The 20,387-nt window shown below is 46.8% G+C and carries 13 protein-coding genes, 2 tRNA genes and 1 pseudogene; 8 read left to right on the top strand and 8 right to left on the bottom strand.

Annotated features, from left to right (window positions below; genetic code table 11):
* Positions 1-102 precede the first annotated feature (102 nt).
* The 7 genes from ACYVGR_RS32890 to ACYVGR_RS32860 all read right to left on the bottom strand — a co-directional run bounded on the left by ACYVGR_RS32890 (position 103) and on the right by ACYVGR_RS32860 (position 11,303).
* Positions 103-178: transfer RNA gene (locus tag ACYVGR_RS32890), tRNA-His, on the bottom strand.
* Between the two features lie 119 nt (positions 179-297).
* Entirely contained in the window at positions 298-912 is a 615-nt protein-coding gene (locus ACYVGR_RS32885; RefSeq protein ID WP_182459733.1) for a superoxide dismutase, read from the bottom strand.
* Between the two features lie 57 nt (positions 913-969).
* Complete coding sequence (locus tag ACYVGR_RS32880) at positions 970-1,404, bottom strand: nucleoside deaminase (RefSeq protein WP_460964452.1); 435 nt, start codon at positions 1,402-1,404, stop codon at positions 970-972.
* A 23-nt stretch (positions 1,405-1,427) separates the two neighbouring features.
* Positions 1,428-5,900, bottom strand: coding sequence for an Ig-like domain-containing protein (locus ACYVGR_RS32875; RefSeq protein ID WP_460964450.1), 4,473 nt, complete (start codon positions 5,898-5,900; stop codon positions 1,428-1,430).
* 456 nt (positions 5,901-6,356) lie between these two features.
* Positions 6,357-9,485, bottom strand: coding sequence for a glycoside hydrolase family 3 N-terminal domain-containing protein (locus ACYVGR_RS32870; protein ID WP_460964448.1), 3,129 nt, complete (start codon positions 9,483-9,485; stop codon positions 6,357-6,359).
* 592 nt (positions 9,486-10,077) lie between these two features.
* A complete protein-coding gene (locus ACYVGR_RS32865; RefSeq protein ID WP_460964446.1) occupies positions 10,078-10,323 on the bottom strand; it encodes a hypothetical protein in 246 nt (81 codons plus the stop codon).
* Between the two features lie 152 nt (positions 10,324-10,475).
* On the bottom strand, positions 10,476-11,303 hold the full coding sequence (locus ACYVGR_RS32860) for a T9SS type A sorting domain-containing protein (protein ID WP_460964444.1): 828 nt from the start codon (positions 11,301-11,303) through the stop codon (positions 10,476-10,478).
* A 176-nt stretch (positions 11,304-11,479) separates the two neighbouring features.
* Here ACYVGR_RS32860 and ACYVGR_RS32855 point away from each other — a divergent pair, with 176 nt between their 5' ends.
* The 8 genes and pseudogenes from ACYVGR_RS32855 (at position 11,480) to ACYVGR_RS32820 (ending at position 18,223) form a co-directional block, all read left to right on the top strand.
* Complete coding sequence (locus ACYVGR_RS32855) at positions 11,480-13,420, top strand: sensor histidine kinase (protein ID WP_460964442.1); 1,941 nt, start codon at positions 11,480-11,482, stop codon at positions 13,418-13,420.
* A gap of 65 nt (positions 13,421-13,485) precedes the next feature.
* Entirely contained in the window at positions 13,486-14,175 is a 690-nt protein-coding gene (locus tag ACYVGR_RS32850; RefSeq protein WP_460964441.1) for a response regulator transcription factor, read from the top strand.
* A 103-nt stretch (positions 14,176-14,278) separates the two neighbouring features.
* Positions 14,279-15,250, top strand: coding sequence for a porphobilinogen synthase (gene hemB / locus ACYVGR_RS32845; RefSeq protein ID WP_460964454.1), 972 nt, complete (start codon positions 14,279-14,281; stop codon positions 15,248-15,250).
* Positions 15,247-16,584, top strand: a complete 1,338-nt coding sequence (locus tag ACYVGR_RS32840; RefSeq protein ID WP_460964439.1) for a dihydroorotase — start codon at positions 15,247-15,249, stop codon at positions 16,582-16,584. The genes hemB and ACYVGR_RS32840 overlap by 4 nt, the downstream gene beginning before the upstream one ends.
* An 81-nt stretch (positions 16,585-16,665) precedes the next feature.
* Positions 16,666-16,749: transfer RNA gene (locus ACYVGR_RS32835), tRNA-Leu, on the top strand.
* 133 nt (positions 16,750-16,882) lie between these two features.
* Positions 16,883-17,149, top strand: a complete 267-nt coding sequence (locus ACYVGR_RS32830; protein WP_460964437.1) for an ISAon1 family transposase N-terminal region protein — start codon at positions 16,883-16,885, stop codon at positions 17,147-17,149.
* A 72-nt stretch (positions 17,150-17,221) separates the two neighbouring features.
* Positions 17,222-17,488 (top strand): hypothetical protein, encoded by a 267-nt coding sequence (locus ACYVGR_RS32825; protein WP_460964436.1) that lies wholly within the window; start codon positions 17,222-17,224, stop codon positions 17,486-17,488.
* Positions 17,460-18,223 (top strand): annotated as a pseudogene (locus ACYVGR_RS32820) (ISAon1 family transposase). Before ACYVGR_RS32825 ends, ACYVGR_RS32820 begins: the two are co-directional and overlap by 29 nt.
* Positions 18,224-18,975: 752 nt before the next feature.
* Here the strand turns inward: ACYVGR_RS32820 and ACYVGR_RS32815 are convergent.
* Positions 18,976-19,971, bottom strand: a complete 996-nt coding sequence (locus ACYVGR_RS32815; protein ID WP_460964434.1) for an IS110 family transposase — start codon at positions 19,969-19,971, stop codon at positions 18,976-18,978.
* Between the last annotated feature and the right edge of the window lie 416 nt (positions 19,972-20,387).

The following is a 20,387-nucleotide window of genomic DNA, read 5'->3' as shown; positions in this document are numbered from 1 at the left end:
TTGGTTGATGTATCCATAAAATAAGCTGAGGGATGTGTCAACCTATTTCAGGACGAGTCAGGGCAATAAAAAAAGCCCTGACTGTTCAGGGCTTTTTTTTCAGGGTGAAAGACGGGGCTCGAACCCGCGACCTTCGGAACCACAATCCGACGCTCTAACCAACTGAGCTACGATCACCGTTTTGAGAGTGCAAAGGTAAAAAATAATGATGAATGATGAATGATAAATGATGTTTTTTTTTGTAAAATCATTCATCATTCATCATTCATCATTCATCATTCATCATTCATCATTATTTTATGCTTGCTTGCCTTGCTGATACCGTTTTTCGGCAGCATTCCAGTCAACTACGTTGAAATAGGCAGCAATGTAATCTGGACGACGGTTCTGATATTTCAGGTAATAAGCGTGTTCCCAAACATCAAGGCCGATAATAGGGAAGCCTTTTACCTCGGCAATATCCATTAATGGGTTATCCTGGTTTGGTGAAGACGTGATCGCTAATTCACCTTCTGGCGTTACGATCAACCAAGCCCAACCCGAACCAAAACGAGTTGTTGCGGCTTTCGTAAATTCTTCTTTGAAGGCGTCGAATGAGCCAAATTTCTGGTTGATAGCTTCAGCTAACGTGCCGGTAGGTTGTCCTCCACCCGTGCCCGAAATTGTATTCCAGAATAATGTATGGTTATAATGGCCACCGCCATTATTACGAACAGCAACGGGTGCTTTGCTCACACTGGCCAGCAGATCTTCGATGGATTTATTCTCCATGTCGGTGCCTGCAATGGCATTATTCAAGTTCGTCACGTAAGCGTTGTGGTGCTTGCCGTGGTGAATTTCCATTGTCTGTTTGTCAATATTCGGTTCGAGCGAATCACTTGGGTAAGGAAGCGGATCTAATACAAAAGCCATTGTATTGATTAGTTAGAATGTAAGATTATTCGGTTCAGTTAACAAGCCGATTTCAATTTATGTTCTTAGACGATTAAAAAACTTTGCCAATAGCACCTGACTTTCGTTGGCTAGTACTCCCGTTTCGATGCGGGTTTTAGGATGTAATATGGATGGTTGCATTCGGCTATACCCTCGTTTGGGATCACTTGCGCCGATTACTAACCTACCTAATTGCGCCCAGAATAAAGCGCCTGCACACATTACACAGGGCTCCAATGTTACGTATAAAGTGCAGTCGGTCAGGTATTTGCCACCTAAATAATGTTCGGCGGCTGTAATCGCCATAAGTTCGGCATGGGCTGTTACATCAGTCAGCTGTTCGGTTTGGTTGCGGCCCTTGGCAATAATTCTATTTCGGCAAACAACAACAGCGCCAACCGGAATCTCGCCATTATCGGCGGCTTCTTCGGCCATCCCTAGCGCGATATCCATGAAATATTCATCGGGCATGAGCGTCGTTGGTCAACAATAGTTTATTGTTTTACTATTTTCCGAACAGTTTGTCGGTCGCCAACCTGTATACGTAGAAAGTACAGGCCATTAGGCTGAGCGGTCAGATCAAGTTCATTGAGCTGTTTACGGGTACTATTCTCCAGAACGGGCCGGCCTCCGGCATCGATAAGCGATAAGGTTGCAGGCGTATGCGTTAATGGCAGATCTAGCTCTACTCTAAGTATGGTTTGCGTAGGTACTGGATAGGTTTTGATTAACGGATCAAGCGGGTTGTCGTCCGTAGCCAGAAGTGGGGAGACTACAATGGTCGCGGTACCCGAAATTGGTCCACTACCACAAACGTTTGTCACATTGGTTAAACGATAGGTTGTTGTTTTAGTCGGTCGCGCTTCAAAAAAATACGGATTCGTGGACGTCGTGATCGAATAATTGTTAAGACTGTCCGCGTAGGTTGTCGTCCATGGCGCATCACCCCCAAACGTTAGGGTTAAATTAGCGGGAGTACCTTCATAAATAGTCTGCGAACCCGTTAGCGTTGCACTCGCAACAGAGCGTACAGTTAGTTGAGTAGGGCTGTTACTACCGATGATGGCGATCTCTGGGTTATCGGCTTTTACGCGAACAAGATACTGGCCTCCCGGAAGCGTAGCTGGAAGCGTTCCTGTAACGGGAGAACTTGTGGCGGTTGCCGAAACAGCATACTTTTTCGTCGTATCGATTGCACTCACCAGTTCTATTCTGAATACATTGCCCGAATTAAACTGCCCTGATGTCGTAAACGGTACCGCAAGCGATGTGCCTGTGCATAAGGTTGTTGTTGCTATGGAGCTGGTTGAAACCGTTGGGACAATAACATTGATTTGAGCCGTTGCCGGACTCCCTGGTAACCCTACTCCACAACCATTCGAAACGGTTATTACCTGATAGATTGTGTTGCCACGGGGTAGTACCGAAATGGTTGTGTCTGTTTTGGTCGACGTACCCGTGTAACCACCTGTAAGCGTGTAGGTAAATGGCCCTGAGCTGGTAAACTTTAATTGCAACGGAGCCCGCTGGCCTAAATTTACCGTAGTGGTAGGTGCTGTTAAGCCTAATGTAGGTGGTGATGTAACAACAGCCTTGATGAGGGTTCGGGGACTATAACAGCCATTTACCCCAATCTGGTACACGTAAAAAGGATCGCCACCTGGCTGAACATTCGTATTGGTTGTTGCAGGCGTAGGTGCATAGGTAGTTACTCGACCATAAGGATCAACCCATCTTAATTGGCTACCTGTTTCACCAACGGCTTCCAGGGGCGTGGCATTGTCGTTAATACAATAGACAACCACGGGTTTTGGGGTAATAGGTGCCGCTGTTGTATTGATTGTAACGACCAAATCGGCTTTGGGACTTTCGCAGTTGTTGACCGTTTGACTAACCTTAAAGGTCTGCGTACCCGCTTTATCAATGGACGGAATAGGCGCGTTGGGGAATTGATTACCGTCTGTATTATACCAACGAAGATTTTGCCCACTAACGTTAGACTGTAATGATGTTACGTTCTGCGCGGGTTGATCCTGTTGTGTCTGACAATACGTAACAGGCGCCACCGTCGGCTGGCTAGGTAAGGCATTAATGACAACGGTTATTGTTGCTTTGGGGCCTTCGCAACCTTCGCTGGATGTCTGTGAAACTTTATAGGTTTGGTTACCTACCGAACCCGTGTTGGGAGTAGGCGTCCCATTTAACGAATTATCGGAAGCATCATACCATTTTAAGTTTATGCCGTTGGCCGTTAATGGTTGTGCCGTAGCGTTATTACAGAAACTTACAGGATTTACGCTTGGTGCGCCAGGTGTAGTCTTTACCCGTACGCTCAGACTGGCACGAGGTCCTTCACAACCACTTAACGTCTGACTAACATAATATACAGTTGTCCCAACGGTAGAATTTGCAGGCGTAGGCGCGTTAGAAGAAGCCGTACCACCATTGGCAGATGTGCCATACCAGTTAGCCGTAGCATTAGTGACTAAAGACGCTGTAAGGACTGGGGCTGCATAGTTCTGACAAAAGTCAATTCCAGAAGTTCCGGGAGCATCGGGCGTATCTTTTACCTGCACAGGTATACCGGTACGAGCGCTTTCACAGCCATTAACTGTCTGGGTTACGTAATAGGTGACAGAGCCAATTGCCGATGCTGCTGTGCTCGGAACCGTAGCATTGCTTGATCCAGTGCCACCAGTTTGGTTAGTACCATACCATTTCAAATTCTGTCCAATAGCGGTTAAGGCCTGGGCCGTAGTACCCTCACAATAGGCACTGGGAGAAGTACCCGTTGGTGAAGTTGGTACTGAATTGATAGTTACTGTAAGTGTTGCTTTAGGGCCTTCACAATTGTCAACGGTCTGCGAAACTTTGTAAATTAGATTACCTAAAGTGCCTGTACTTGGAGTAGGTGTCCCATTTAGCAACTTATCGGCATCATCATACCACTTTAGATTTGAACCGGAGGCTGTTAGTGGTTGGGCTGTTGCATTATTACAGAAGCTAACAGGGCTCACAACAGGAGCAAGGGGTAGGGATTTTACCCGAACACTCAAGCCAGCACGAGTACTTTCACAGCCGTTTAAGGTTTGGCTAACATAGTAAGGTGTATTACCTGGCGTTGCGCTGGAAACAACAGGTGGATTCGAAGAGGCAGCCCCACCGTTAGCTGAAGTACCATACCAGTTAAGCACGGCGCCTGCAGAAGCTGTTGCTGTTAATGTTAAGGAGGCAGCCCCCTGGCATAATTCAACATTTGTTGTACCAGGCGCAGCAGGTTTGCTTTTGACTACGACAGGAATACCCGTACGTGAGCTTTCGCAGCCACTAATCGTTTGCGTTACATAATAAGTAATCGTACCAACGGCAGAGGCTGCTGTACTGGGAATTGTAGCGTTGGTTGAAGCTGTACCATCCGTTTGGTTAGTGCCATACCATTTCAAGAGCGATCCGGTTGCGACCAGAGCTTGAGGGGTAACTCCTTCACAGTACGTAACCGATTGTCCGGAGGGAGCGGGGGGTATTGCATTAACCGTTACGGTCAATGCTGCTCTTGGGCTTTCACAGCCGTTAACAGATTGACTAACATAATAAGTGGTTGACCCTGTATTAGTTGTTGCAGGAGTTGGGGCCGCGCTTGATGCTGTTCCTCCATTGGCAGATGTGCCATACCAGATCAGAGTTCCTCCCGATGAGGGTGTTGCCGATAAAGGGTCTATACTACGCGTTTGGCAGGCGATAACCGGACTCGTTACGGTAGGGGCCGCTGGAGTCGCTTTAACCGTAACGGCAATAGATGCCCTTGAGCTCTCGCAGCCATTTAAGGTTTGGCTCACATAGTAATTTGTGACTCCTGATTGAGAGGTAGTAGGTGTTGGCGCAACGGTTGATGCGGTGCCTCCATTGGCAGATGTACCATACCAGTTGAGAACGGCACTAGTAGAAGCCGTGGCCGACAAAGCAACTGCCGGTTGACTTTGACAATAGGTAGGAGCCGGAGTTGTAGCTGGTAAGCCCGGTTTACTTTTTACGGTAACCGTGATGGCTGCTCGGCTACTTTCGCATCCATTAACTGTTTGACTGACATAATAATTAGTTGAGCCAATAAGGCTTGTATTTGGTTGTGTCGCCACAGTTGATGCTGTTCCTCCCGATGCCGCCGTACCATACCAGTTAAGTACGCCCCCCGCCGAAGCCGTTGCATTTAATGATTGAGGAGCATCACCGTCGCAATAATCAGCAGGTTTCGTTACGGTCGGAGGATTGGGGGGATTGGAAACTGTAACAACAAGGCTGGCGCGAGGACCTTCACAGCCGTTCAACGTTTGGCTGACATAATAGGAGGTAGGACCCACAGCCGTTGTTGAAGGAACAGGAGAAATAGATGAAGCTGCCCCTCCTGTTGAGTTTGTACCATACCAATTAAGCGTTGCAGACCCTACTGGGGTTGCTACTAAAGAGCTGGCTGTTTGTCCTACGCAATAACTTATGGGCGAAGTTCCGGGAGCAGCAGGTGTGTCTTTTACTGTAACAGTTATAGTTGCTTTAGGACTTTCGCAGCCGTTAACGGTTTGACTGACGTAATAGAGTGTTGAGCCAACAAGATTAGTGTTTGGTTTCGTTGCTGTACTAGAGGGCGTGCCTGATGGATTCTGGCCATACCAGTTTAGCGTACCACCGCCTGAAGCTGTAGCAATTAGTGATTGAGGGGAATTACCTTCACAATAAGTAGGAGAAGGAGAAGGTATACCTGGAGCAGCAGGGACATTAATCGTAAGGGTTAATAGACTGGTAGCCTTTGTTGCATTGCTGGCAACTACTTGAATACGATAGGAATTACCATTTGCGGCTGTCGAAGGAATAGTTCCACTAATATTCCCCCCCGTTCTTGACGTCAGAGTACCTAAAGTTGTTGGATAAGTACCTCCAACAACATCAGATAAATACGCTGTGAAAACATTTCCCACAGCGAATGAAGTACTTGTTGTAAAAGAAACAGTAAGTCCTTCTCCTGCACAAACTGTAGCTTTAGAAAAAGTAACATTGGTTATTGTCTGCCCAAACCCACTAGTTGCCAATCCCACTAGACACAGCAAAACCAGTAAATAGGAGTAAAATATACGTCCTTTCATAAAACTTGAGTAATGAATCAATTTTGGACTCTAAAGTTAATGTTTTTATGCTTGATATATGGAAGACAATAGGTTGTAGCCTATGTAAACCAGTTAACAAAATGTGGATAATTGTATAATTAATCGATTGATTAATAGTAGTATGCTAGTGTTTTGTATTCGTTATTGTACCCAGAGAGACAATATTCTTAAGTTAGCTGCAATAAAAATGCCACTTCATCAATGAAGTGGCATAAAGCGATTTTATACGCATCCTGAAGTGAGGGCGAATACCATTTAATCAGGAACGTATTACTCCACAGCACTATAGATCATTTCGTGAATCCGTCGGCGAAGCTTCGTGGTGTTGATCGAATTATTACCCGCTGTTGGGTATATCCGATTCGACAGGAATACAAAAATCAACTCTTCATCGGGATCAACCCAAACCACATTGCCTGTAAAACCGGTATGCCCGAATGATCGAGCCGATGCCTTAGGCGCCATGTATACACTATTGGGGTTTTCCGGATTTGGTTTGTCCCATCCCAATGCCCGGAAGCTACGGTTGCTTAAAGTCTGGGTGAAATAAGGCACCGTCATAGGATTCAGAACGCGTTGGTCGCCGTAAACACCTTTCTGGAGATTCATCTGCAAAAGCGTAGCAATATCATGTGCATTGCCAAACAAACCAGCATGACCCGAAATACCTCCCTGAACCGCTGCCATCTGATCATGCACGGTACCCACAAGCAATTGATTCCGATAGTAGGTGTCCTGCTCGGTTGGTGCGCACTGTGGATGTGGCAAACGCTGTAAAGGCGTAAAGCCCAGTTGATGCAGCCCAAGTGGCTTATAAACATTCTCCGTTACAAATTTGTCTAACGGCTGCTTACTCACGCGTTCCACGATCTTCTGTAAAGTCAGAAAGTTAAGGTCGCTATAAACGTAGGCGGGCTTGCCCCCTTCATCGACCTTGCGTGACATCGGTGATTGAATCACCCATTTCCAGACCGAATCTTTCAGCGCCGGAACACCCCAGAGTGTAGGCGCAATTTGAAGAGTGTGTAAGCTATCCTGCGTAGCCGAATAGTATTGAGCTTTCAGGCCCCCGCCTGGTAAGCGGGTACGATCCCAGGTGGTTGGGTAGTACGAAACCATACCCGATTGGTGCCAGAGCAAATCCTGAAGCGTAATGTTTTGCTTGTTTGTATTCCGAAGTTCGGGCAAGTAAACAGATGCCTTTTGCGTCAGATCAATCTGTTTTCGGTCGTACAATACCATCACCGACTGTAAAGTCGCGAGTACTTTCGTAAGGGATGCCAGATCGTATAATGTTTCGTCAGTTACTTTTTCGGCACCAGCCGAATAGGTTAATGCCCCGAAGTTCTTGCTATAAACGATTTTTCCTTTGCGTGCTACCAGAATCTCGCAACCCGGCACAACGTGATTTTTTATCGCGTTTTGGGCAATGGCGTCGATTTGATTCAGTACAGCCGATTTCATCCCGACACTTTCTGGCGATCCGGCCGATAACCGTCCTTCAGGGTTTGTATGCAAACCCATGCCTGCTTTCATCTCGCCCGATGTAGAAACCGGCAACATACCCTTTGCCCCTAATCCACCAAATAGCACCTGAGGCACTACTCGTTGCATATCATCAAGTTCCTGGTAGGCACAAACGAGTGCATCGGCTCCCGCAAAATGAGGTAGACTATAGGGCGATCCAAATGAAGTAACAATTACTTTTATCCCGCGCTGTTTCAGGCGAGTGATCAAATCGATAGAGGGCTTTGTGATGCCGAATCGACGAACCGCTGACTCGCTCATTCGATGAAAGCTAATGACGGCCGTATTTACATCATCGCCAACCTGAGCCAGTATGTTTGTTAAATCGGCGTCGGAGAGCGGTTTCTCGGGGAAAGCAAGTGTCTGGAAAGGCGCGTACTGGTTTAATGTTTTTTGGAAAGCATTGCCAGGTTCGGCACCAATAGCAATAGACGCCAACCGTAGTGTATCCAGTCGATTTAAAGGGAGGAGCTTGTTGTGGTTATCGATCACCGTGACCGACTGCTCACAAAGTTCCTGTTTTAAGAGTTGGGCTTCTGATGAGTTGAGGTCGGCCGATAAGCCACCTAGTTGAATAGGTTTGTAGTGGTTTAAACCCGCCCAATATTTAGCCCGAAGTATCTTTTTAACTTTTTCGTCGATAAGCTCCTGAGAGATAACACCCTGTTGAACGGCATTCAGAATGTTGGCAGCGGCATCCCGTACATTTTCCGGATAAAGTAAAATATCATTCCCGGCGAGTAGGGCCCGAATGTTTACATCTACTGTCTTGGGCGACCGACTAATGCCACCCATGTTGAGCGCGTCGGTAAACACTAAGCCCCGAAAACCAAGTTCTTTTTTGAGAAGGTCAGTGACAATCTTCTCCGACAAGGTTGCCGCCAGTGCAGGTGTGTTATCCATCACGGGTACGTGCAAATGCCCTGTTACAACGCCCATTAAACTATCGGCGATGAGTTTGCGGAATGGATAGAGATCAATTTCGCGCATTTGATCCGATGAGCGCGAAACAATTGGAAGGGTATGATGCGAATCGGCATTTGTGTCGCCGTGGCCTGGAAAGTGCTTGGCGGTGGCAATTACGTGCGTTTGTTGTAAACCGCGCATGTAAGCCGATGCTTTCAGGGCTACATTTTCTTTCGTTTCGCCAAATGAGCGAACACCGATAACAGGATTCGATGGATTGCTATTAATGTCAGATACCGGGGCAAAATTGATGTGGATACCCAACCGTTGGCATTGTCGACCAATTTCGGCTCCCATTCGATAAATCAACTCGTTGTCCCGAATAGCCCCCAGCGACATTTGCTTGGGGAAATCCATTGCACTATCTAACCGCATGCCAAGTCCCCATTCACCATCAATGCCGATAAGCAGGGGTACTTTCGATTCAGCCTGGTATCGATTAGTTAAAATTGCCTGACGGTAAGGGCCACCCTGAAAGAAAATCAATCCACCAATATGATTGTTTTGGATCAGATGGTCGATGTATTGGTAATGGCTCTCATGGCGATTTGAGAAGGCCGCTACCATGAAAAATTGCCCTACTTTCTGTTCTGGCGTTAGCGACTTGAAAACACTGTCGACCCATATACGGCCACTATCGGGAAGTGTAAACACCTCAACGCCTTCGGCAGCCGCTCCGTATTTGTAGGGTGAAGCAACGGCAATAGCAACTGGCGCAGGGGCTGGAGCTTGGCGTTTGATTTTGGATTTTGCCTTATGAGATCTCGAATTACTGGCTTTATGAGATCTTGAATGAGAATGCCTCGCCCAGTGGTTACGGCCTGGTCTTGTCAGACCGTAAGCTGTTAACAAACTGACGAACAGGAGGCCGACAAGTAAAATTGGTCGTACAGCAATGTTCCGCATGGGCACTCTGAAGGTAAAAAAAGTATAAGTCAGTTAACGGTAGTTTGTGGAAAACCATAAAAATAGCCAAAGCCTATCGAAAACCGTTACTAATCATTGAATTATCTAAATTTTTAACGAAAAAAGATAGATAGATTGTTATTCATAACGGATTAATACAAAATTAAATTCAAAAATTAGTGCTTTCGAGCGCCAATGACGTATATACTACTGCCTGCCAGGCAAATAAGACTATAAGGTTGTGCAGCTTGCAATAAACTGATACTGATTTATTTCTGTGCGAATGATGCCAGAAGGATTAATGGGAAAGTATTACCCGTTGGCTTTACGGAGTTCTATAGCAGATAGAAGTTTTGAAACAATTAGGTAATGAAAAAGCCACAATAATGATGCCGTGTCCGCAGGCCTGCTTTCACTAAGAAAGAACGTAAGCGTTTTAAAAAGGATGATTATCCGAAAGGAGGAGAGCCGTCAGGGGCTGTGTAAACAACAAATGGCCGCTAGGGCCAGAGAATGAGGGGAGTAATGTACCTGATCGAATCAGGCTACAGAATAACTGTCCAGCTTTGGAAAGCGCCGGAAGCTGACAAAATTAATAAGAGCGGGCTGGATGTACGTTGGAGAGAGCAGCCAGCAATCGTTCGCTGATTTCTGTTTTTGTTACCTGCACAACTTGCTGCCAGCAGGTTGTTGTCAGTGGCTTCGATTTAGATACAGATGCCGACGCTTTAGCCCGTAGCTGTTTCCGGGCAGCAAACATGTTGTGTGGGTGCCCCATGCTGAAGGCTTGACCGCTGACGCCCACTAACAAAATCCCGATTACCATTAACTTTTTCATGACCACTAGCTTTATTTACACTACAAAGTTATATGTTTTGTTTGGTATCTTGCAATACATAGTACTAAATTTTTTGAATTATTTTTTTGAGATACACTAATCGGGTGATTGATTGAGGTAGTTATTCCCTTTTCAATCACCCGGTTAGCAAATTATTGCTGAACGACGATCCGCTTCACGGCACCATCTTCATTTTGGGTAACGGTAATGAAGTAGATGCCCTGCGCTTTTTTGCCCAGATCGATCTGCCCCACAAACTCACCCGAAAAATCTTTGATTTCACGTTTGGCGACTTCTTTTCCTTTCGGATTTGTGACAATAATACTTACGTCACCTTTTTCTGGCGCTGTAAAACGAACATTCAATTGGTCGCGGTCGGGATTGTTTGGGAAAGCATCTAATCCCCGAATCGTAGAAGGCTTTCCGCCCAGGTTACGAGACCAGTCTTCGAATGGGCGAACCAGTTGGCGATCAAAATCTCTCGGAAACTCCATCTTAAACCGACGAAGCTGATCGGCCATCGAATCCGTTCCCCGCCGAAATTCCTGTTGCCAGTTTTGGTTGTTTCTTAAATTCCAGTCATCTTTCTGAAAGCGATCGCGTTGGGCATAAGCATCGCCCGGAACACGTTTCATGCCTGGGCCAATGCGCTTGCGTGATACAATTCGCTCACTATCATTGTCTTCCACAATGATAGTCATCTGACGCTTACGGCCATCTTTACGGGTAGCTTTCAGTGAATCCACTAATTTCATGACCATCTTATCGCGCTCTGGATCACTCATTCCGTTCACACGATAGGTGCGTTCGATTTCCCGAACTTCATCACCATTCCGCTCAATAATTCGGACATTTACCTCATTATTATCCGATTTTGGCGATGGGGACACCGGTTTTTGCGCTACGGCCATACCACTAAAGGTAACTGCCAGCAATAGGGCCGGTGTGAACCGGGAGACGGCAAAAACTGTTTTTTTCATAGTATAGATTATTTGCAAACGAAGGAACAATAAGTTGCTAAACCAATTGATTCAGGGGGTGTTAAAGTTTGTTAACGAGCCAATGAGTAGGCTACCCGGTTCGTACTTTTACTGACCACGCTCTGTTTTTGAATAGATGCAGAAATTGGGCGAAGGTTGCATAAAAGAGTAAAAAAATGTCAGAACAACGCATACGCTGGATTGTCGCACTGATGGCCATAGGCTTGCTGGGTCTTGTATGCCTGCAAGTATTCTGGATTAGAAGCGCCTTGCGGTTGCAGAAAGAGCAATTTGCCTATAAAGTAACCGATGCGTTGCAGGAGGTTGTTCGAACGCTGGAACGGCAGGAGATTGTGTACCTGACCAAACAGCGAATCCAGGCTCGTGAACAGCAGGATCGGTTGAAAGCGATTGCTAAGAAAGATGGGAAGTCGAACGCGTCAGAATCAATTTCCCAGGGAACGGGAGGGCACGCTAACCGATTGGTCGAACTAAAAAAAGCGGAGCGCTCGCAGAATCCAACGCCCAACTCACGCCAAATGACGCTGGGTATGACGCCTGCCGGAGCAGTTGTGGTGCAATCTGATGTGCTTCATCCAACGGTTCAACCGCTTTCTGCGGAGCAGTCGGCGGTGGTAGTTGAGTTTTTCCGGCAACAGGAGGAGCTGATGGCAGTTGGTGATTGGCAAACTCAATTGCTTCAACAGCAGCAGTTTGACCACTGGGTTGAGACGGTATTAAGCACCGAATTAATCCGGATCAATAAACAGGTTAATGAGGATTCGCTCAAGCGGGCAGCCAAGCAGCGTAAGCGTCAAGTAGGACAGCCCCGTAAAGACCCACTGCCCAATAACCTGGCAACTATTAAACCAGGCATTCCTACGCATCCGGCTAGTATGAGCCAGCACCGGGCCGAGGAGCAGTCCCACATGATTAAAGATGTCCTTAAAGGCTTGCTCTTGTCTGATCGGCCCATAGAAGACCGGATTAATCGGGTTGCGTTAGACACGCTGCTTCGTCAGTCATTGGTTGAGCGGGGTATTAGCATTCCATTTGCCTATGGCGTTCGTACCCGCCAGCAGCCGAAATTTCTGTTTACCTCATTGGGTATGGAAGCCCAGCATCTCGATGCAGAAGGGTATAAAGCGGTACTTTTCCCGAACAATTTCGTCGAAACAGGGAACTACGTATATGTCTATTTTCCTACCCAACAGCAGTTTATTTTAGAACGTCTGGGCTTCACATTTGCTGCTTCGGCCGTTCTGATCCTGGTCATTTTGGCGTGTTTTTACATCGCGATTAACACGATTGTGCGACAAAAGAAACTAGCCGATATCAAGAACGACTTTATTAATAACATGACCCATGAGTTCAAAACGCCTATATCGACTATCTCGCTCGCGGTCGAAATGGCGCAGGAGCAACTACGGGCAGAAAGCCAGACGAAACTGGGACGCATACCTGTAGGGTTAGCCTCGGGTGGACATGGCAGCGATTTACCTGAACGGCCCGAACAAATGGACTCTCGATTGACCCGTTATATGGGCATCATTCGGGATGAAACCCGGCGATTAGGGTCGCACGTGGAGAAGGTATTGCAAATGGCCCTGCTGGATCGGGGTGAAATTAAGCTGAACCTATCATCCGTAAACGTGCATGACGTTATCGAAAAGGTATTGAATAATCTGGGTTTGCAAATCGAACAACGTGGGGGAGAGGTCGAACTGAATTTCGACGCCGACCGGGAAGTGGTTGAAGCGGACGAACTTCATCTAACCAACATTGTGTACAATTTACTGGATAACGCGCTTAAATACTCGCCCGAAAGCCCGCACATTACGTTAAGTACTAAAAGCCTTCCTGAAGGAGTGAGTATTACCGTTACGGATCAGGGATTAGGCATGTCGAAGGAACAGACGAGCCGAATTTTTGAAAAGTTTTACCGAGTTCCTACAGGCAACCGCCACGATGTGAAAGGATTCGGTTTGGGACTGAGTTACGTGAAAAAAATGATCGATGAACACCACGGCCAGATTCTGGTTGAAAGCCAACTTGGGAAGGGCAGTTCATTTGAAGTGATTTTACCTTATAAAGTGAGCGAAAGAGTGAAAGAGTGAATGAGCGAAAACCATCCGGTATAATTCACTCTTTCACTCTTTCACTCATTCACTCTTTGAAATTTATGCCAACCATTCTCCTCGTTGAAGACGACCCTAATCTGGGTCAATTGGTGCAGGAATACCTGACCATGAAAGGATATACGACCGATCGCGCCATTAATGGTGATCAGGGCCTGCAACTGTTTATGGAGGGCGACTACGACCTTTGTATTTTCGATGTGATGATGCCCAAGAAAGATGGGTTCACGCTTGCCAAAGAAGTTCGCATGGGCAATCGGGATGTCCCTATTATTTTCCTCACGGCTAAATCCATGCAGGAAGATACCATTCAGGGCTTTAAAGTCGGGGCCGACGATTATATGACGAAGCCGTTCAGTATGGAAGAGTTGCTCCTGCGGATTCAGGCTATTTTGCGCCGGTACCAACGCACGAATGATGCCGCAGACCCTTCGGTTTATCAAATTGGCTCGTTGTCATTTGATTACCCACACCAGCTACTCTCCTGTAAAACAGACGGATCGCAACCGCAGAAATTGACCAGCAAAGAATCTGAATTATTAAAATTGCTGGCTCAGAACCTCAATCAGCCAGTGAGTCGTAGCTTTGCCCTGAAAATGGTTTGGGGGGATGATTCTTATTTCAACGCCCGAAGCATGGATGTGTACGTGACCAAACTGCGGAAGTATCTTAAAGAAGACCCGGCCGTTCAGCTAGTAAACGTACACGGCGAAGGATTCAAATTGATTGTTTAAAAAAGTTATAAAGTCATATAGTTGTAGAGTTATATAGTTGATGCTCTGGTTGATGCATTCAGCAACTCTAGGACTTTATAACATTTACAACTTTACAACCTTGATAAATATAATACGTCGTCCGCGTCGAAACCGCCAATCGGCCGTTATCCGCGACATGGTGCAGGAGACCCGTTTGTCGGTCACTGATTTTATTTTGCCCGTCTTTGTTGTAGAAGGACAGAACGTACGGTCGGAAGTAGCTTCTATGCCCGGCATCTATCGTTTATCGCTGGATTTACTACTGGATGAAATTCAGGAGTGTGTTGACCTGGGTATCAAGACATTCGATCTGTTCCCAAATATTTCTGAAGCCAAAAAAGACAAATACGCTACCGAAAGCTACAATCCTGATGGCCTGTATTTGCAAGCCGTTCAGGCCATTAAAGATCGATTTCCCGACGTAATGGTGATGACTGATGTGGCTATGGACCCCTATAGCTCTGATGGACACGATGGTATTGTGGAAGACGGTAAAATTCTGAATGATCCAACGCTGGAAGTCTTAGGGAAAATGGCCCTGGCACAGGCACAAGCCGGAGCGAATATCATTGGTCCATCTGACATGATGGACGGACGCGTAGGTTATCTTCGGCAAGTACTCGATGAAGGCGGCTTTCATGACGTAGCAATTATGTCCTATGCCGCCAAATACGCCAGTGCGTTTTACGGTCCATTCCGCGATGCACTTGATTCGGCTCCGAAGTTTGGTGACAAAAAGACGTATCAGATGAATCCGGCCAATAGTCGCGAAGCTCTGATCGAAGCTCAACTTGATTTCGAAGAAGGGGCCGATTTTCTGATGGTCAAACCAGCGCTGGCTTATCTGGATATCATCAAACTTTTGGACGACAATTTCCATTTGCCTATTGCTGCTTATAACGTTAGTGGTGAATACGCCATGATTAAAGCGGCTGCTCAAAATGGCTGGCTCGATGGCGAACGAGCTATGATGGAGTCGCTTATGGCCATAAAGCGAGCTGGCGCTAATGTAATTCTAACCTATTTCGCCAAAGAAGCTGCCCGGTTATTATGAGTAAACTATTGATTCGTAATGCCCAATTAGTGAACGAAGGTCAGATTATTGAGACCGATGTGCTGATTGAAGGTGGTTTCATAGCCCAAATTAAGTCGGGTCAGTCGGATGCCTATGTAGACCAGATTATTGAGGCAAATGGACAATACTTGTTGCCTGGCGTTATCGACGATCAGGTGCATTTCCGGGAGCCAGGCCTGACTCATAAAGCAACCATCAAATCGGAAGCACGAGCAGCTGTAGCTGGTGGTGTTACCAGTTTTATGGAGATGCCCAATACGGTTCCGAATGCGTTAACCCAGGACTTGCTCGCCGATAAATACGCGATTGCTGCTCAGACATCGCTGGCGAATTATTCGTTTTTCATGGGTGCGTCGAATGACAACCTCGACGAAGTACTGCGCACCGATCCCAAAACGGTTTGCGGCATCAAGGTATTTATGGGGTCGTCTACGGGTAATATGCTGGTCGATAACGAGCAGGTGCTGGATAGTCTGTTCCGGCAAAGCCCTATGCTGATTGCCACTCATTGCGAAGATGAAGCCACCATTCGGGCCAATACGGAGCGATACAAGGCTGAATACGGCGATCGCGCTACAGCCGATTTGCACCCATTGATTCGGAATGAAGAGGCTTGTTTGAAGTCATCGTCGATGGCGGTTGAATTGGCCCGGAAGCACAATGCCCGACTGCATATTCTGCACATATCGACTGCCGACGAATTAGCGTTATTTGATAACAAACTTCCACTTACCGAAAAGCGGATTACGGCAGAGGTTTGCGTACATCATCTTTGGTTCGATAGCAGAGACTACGCAACCCTGGGGAATTTGATAAAATGCAATCCAGCCATAAAAGCTCCTCATCATAAAGAAGCTTTACTAACTGCTTTGATTGATGATCGCCTGGATATCATTGCGACTGATCATGCACCCCATACCTGGGCCGAAAAACAACAATCTTACTGGCAGGCTCCGTCTGGACTACCTTTAGTGCAGCATCCTTTGTTGCTCATGCTTGATTTTGTGAAGCAGGGGAAATTACCGCTCGAAACGGTTGTGCGTAAAATGAGCCATGCCCCTGCCGATTGTTTCCAAATAGATCGTCGTGGTTATGCCCGTGAAGGCTACTGGGCAGACCTCGTTTTAGTCGATATGAATCAACCCGCAACGGTTACGAAAGAAGGTATCTACTATCAGTGTGGATGGTCGCCTTTGGAGGGACATACATTTGGTTCCAGCGTGACGCATACTATTGTTTCCGGCCAGTTAGTGTATCAAAACGGTGAGTTTCTGACTGATCAGGTAGGAAAACGACTATCATTTACTCGGTAATCGAGAAAATTTTAAGCGAAAATCTTGCGTGTACGGGTAAGGTAATTGTATCTTTGCAATCCCAAATAAGGGGAGCGTACTGCCGAAGTGGTGAAATTGGTAGACACGCACGTTTCAGGGGCGTGTGTCTTTACGGACATGCGAGTTCGAGTCTCGCCTTCGGCACATAATTAAGCCGCAATCAACTGGTTGCGGCTTTTTATTTTGTGATAACTTAGAGAAATAGCGGATCAAGGACAATACTTGTGGAGGGCGTTGTATTTTTCTAGGTTTGTGTTTTCACCAAGTCTAGCTCGTTTTGGAAAGTTTCTTGCCTTTAGTCGAATACCTCTTACCGGCGTTCCTTCTAACTTATTACCAACTAACTCGCGTCGAGCCATCAGCGGATTTACTTCATCTCTATTTAGAAGAGAAAAACTACCAGGAGTCGGCTAAGCCCAAAGCCGAACTATTATCCAAGGGCTTTCGGCCCGAAATCATCATTCAGGACTTCCCCATCCGAGACAAACGTGTGTTTCTGGGATCAAACGCCGTCGCTGGCTCAATACCAAGACGCAAAAAGTAGAAACCCGAGATTTGAATCAGGTGGCACAGGGCACGCGAATGACGACAGACTTTGCGCTTTTTTTAAACCAGATTGACGGATTCATCCCCCCACAGTACCAATAGCCTTGGCCGTCTTTATGGCGTTGATGGTAATCGGCTGACCCGCCAATACCGAACCGAGTTAAGTACGTTTTCGACTTGGGATCAACGAGCCCATGCCAAAGACTGGCTTTTGTATCCTCAGAATCTGGGTCCACACCTATCGCTGGATGAAACGAGCCTATCGCAGGGTGAGCTCTACACGATTCTGACCAATAAAGCCGCCAAAGGTGGCAAAGCCGGACCGCCGATGCGGTAGTATCGTGGCCATTGTCGCAGGGACTAAAGCCGATACAGTCATTGACGTCTTGCGTAAGTTACCTGAAAGTCAACGCAAAAAGGTAAAAGAGGTTACCCTGGACATGGCGGGTAATATGGCCCTGATTGCTAAAAAATGTTTTCCCAAAGCGACCCAAGTGACTGATCGTTTTCATGTGTAGCAACTGGCCCTGGAGGCTGTTCAGGACATGCGGATTGCGTACCGATAGCAAGCGCTGGAAGCAGAAAATGAGGCTCTTGAACAAGCTAAACTTAAACAGATTGACTATCAACCAAAAGTACTTGCCAATGGCGACACGGTCAAACAACTACTAGCTCGCAGCCGCTATGTACTCTACAAAAAGGCCACTGACTGGACCCAAAGTCAGCAAGAGCGGGCCAATCTGCTGTTTGATCGCTATCCAGATTTGAAGGCCGCTTATGAATTGAGTCAATCCCTGAGTCACATCTTTGAAAACACCACCGACAAACTTTACGGCTTAGGGCGGTTGGCTAAGTGGCATGAAAAAGTGCGACAAGCGGGTTTTAAAGCCTTCAATACGGTCGCCCGTTCGATCAGAACCACTATGAAACCATTCTGAACTACTTTGACAATCGCAGTACCAATGCTTCAGCCGAGTCGTTCAATGCTAAAATTAAAGCGTTCAGGAGCCAGTTCAGAGGGGTTCGGAATGTGGAATTTTTCTTATATCGGCTCACGCAGTTATATGCTTAATCCAAGTTGCTCCACAAGTATTGTCCTTGATCCTTAAAGTCACACGACATACCTCATGTCGACCAGCCTTTATGCCCTGTTTTTCAGAGCTTCCAGCACGCGATGGCTGCCATAGCGTCGGGAGTTTTCTCAGGAAATCTTGTCGATGGCTGTGCTCATGGCTAGATCACTATCTGATGGAGTGAACGTTATCCCATTACGATATGTGTAATATGCAATATTACTGATATTCAGTACTTTTTAGGGTAGTCTTGCTGGGGAATTGGTTTCTTCGGACTGAATAAACCGGTAAGTCAGCGTCAGGTTTGTCGGCTGAGAATGACCACAGCTTTTTCTGTACAACTGGATACTACTCTTCTGACAACGAGTGCTTTAAGAATAGTCTCTCTAATTTCTCTTTGGTAAGTTGGAGTGCATGTAGTCTCTTGTCCAAATGCTTCAGTTTCACAGTTCGTTGCTTTTCCAGACTCATTTCTACCCGATTCTTTTGATAAGCTTCGACTTTGGAGATCATATTCCAGATAATACCGCCAGTTTACGGGCAGTTGCAATAATGGCGGCAATCCGCCCTTTCTTAGAAGCGATCCGCTTAAAGAAAGGCGTTAGCCGCTCCGATTTCTATGGGTTAAGCAAGAGCTGGCGTATAATTTTTATCATAATTTTCACCCCGGCGCACTACGGCGCAAACCCGATGGATGAGCTTGTTGCGGGCAGCATTGATGATGAGCATTTTTGGCTTACCTTCCTTAAGTTTACGAGCATAGTACTCCTGAAAGTCTCCTGCTACTTGGATGGCTGACATAGTTCCTAAATGGATCAATGCTTTCAGTCGTTTTCGGTCGGACGGCCGATGCCGCCTGGTGACTCACCTTGGTTTTCCCTCGGATGCTACTGCCCGAACGGTACTCGAAAGGGGCCACGCCTGCATGACAAGCTAGCTTTTTAGGCTCATTGATGGTCTGCATCTCGTTGGTGACGATCAGCAATTCTGTTGCGATCACCGGGCCAACACCCGGTACGGAAACCATCAGAGCGAACAACTCCTTCAATCGCGAGTCCGATTGAATCAGTTCGTCTATCTGCGTTTCAACCAGCTTTTGCTCCTCTTTGAGAGCGGCAAGCGACTTTTTGACCTGGCCTTTGAGGGTCTTTTGAAGCGTCTTGCTGACAAAGGTTTCCTGTTCGGCTACAGGTACAGCCAGTAAATTGTAAGCTTGGTTGAGCCGTTGGCGGGTTGCACTCAGAAAGGCTAACTTCTGGATAACTTCGCGTGGGGGTATCCACAGTCGCATCTGATCACGGAAGCGATAGGCGTATTGGGCGATGCGCTGGGCATCGACTTTGTCAGTCTTGCCCCGTTGCATCCCGCCGGCCTGCTTGATCTGTAAGGATGACTCTAGCCAGATTGACAGTTTCAGTTCATGCAAAAGTTCCAATAGATGGGCATTGTAGATACCCGTGTGTTCTTGACAGAACACAGCCTGAGCGGAGTTCCAACCCGGCAAGGCTTTCAATTGAACTAAAGCCGACCTGATACCCTTGAGGGTGTTGTCGGTTTGGATGCTCAAGAGGATACCTTGTTGGGGGGGGTAGACGGCCCAATCTAATGTGTCTTTAGAAATGTCGATACCTACGAAGTGGTAAAAGTCCATGATGCTGATTAGTTTTGAAGGTGTAGTCAACAACTCGCTTTTACTCGAACCCTTTTGTGGGCCACCAACCCGATTTTCTATCCGAGTCTTGGGCAAGTTAAAACAGAGAGGGACCTAAATCGGAGCATAGGGCTGACTCCTCGGCGGCCCGGTAGGGTAGCCCTCTCTGGTTGACTACTGGCAAAAGACCAAATCTCGGAATATTACCAGCTCACAAACCTAAAGGGCGGCCCGGTCATAGTCTTTCTGATTACTAATCGAATTGGCAGCATGCCGTAACGCTTTGGCAATATGATTGTGACCTGAAGGCGAAGGTGCTCCCGATTGTTGGACAGCTTAGGGGACCAAATTAAACTTATAGAAGCAGAGCCAGGAATTGTAGTTTTTGTTCCTCTTCTCTGTTCTTTCGACATACCACTGAGCCAGAGTCTGGTGACCTAGCTATAGATGCTTACACTCGTAATTGTAGAACTGAATTTACTCGTTTAGTCTTGTAGCAAGTCTGGCCAGGG

Source organism: Spirosoma litoris, from assembly GCF_054776755.1.
Note: the sequence above shows the minus strand (reverse complement) of the source record. Positions and strands in the feature narration are given on the sequence as shown.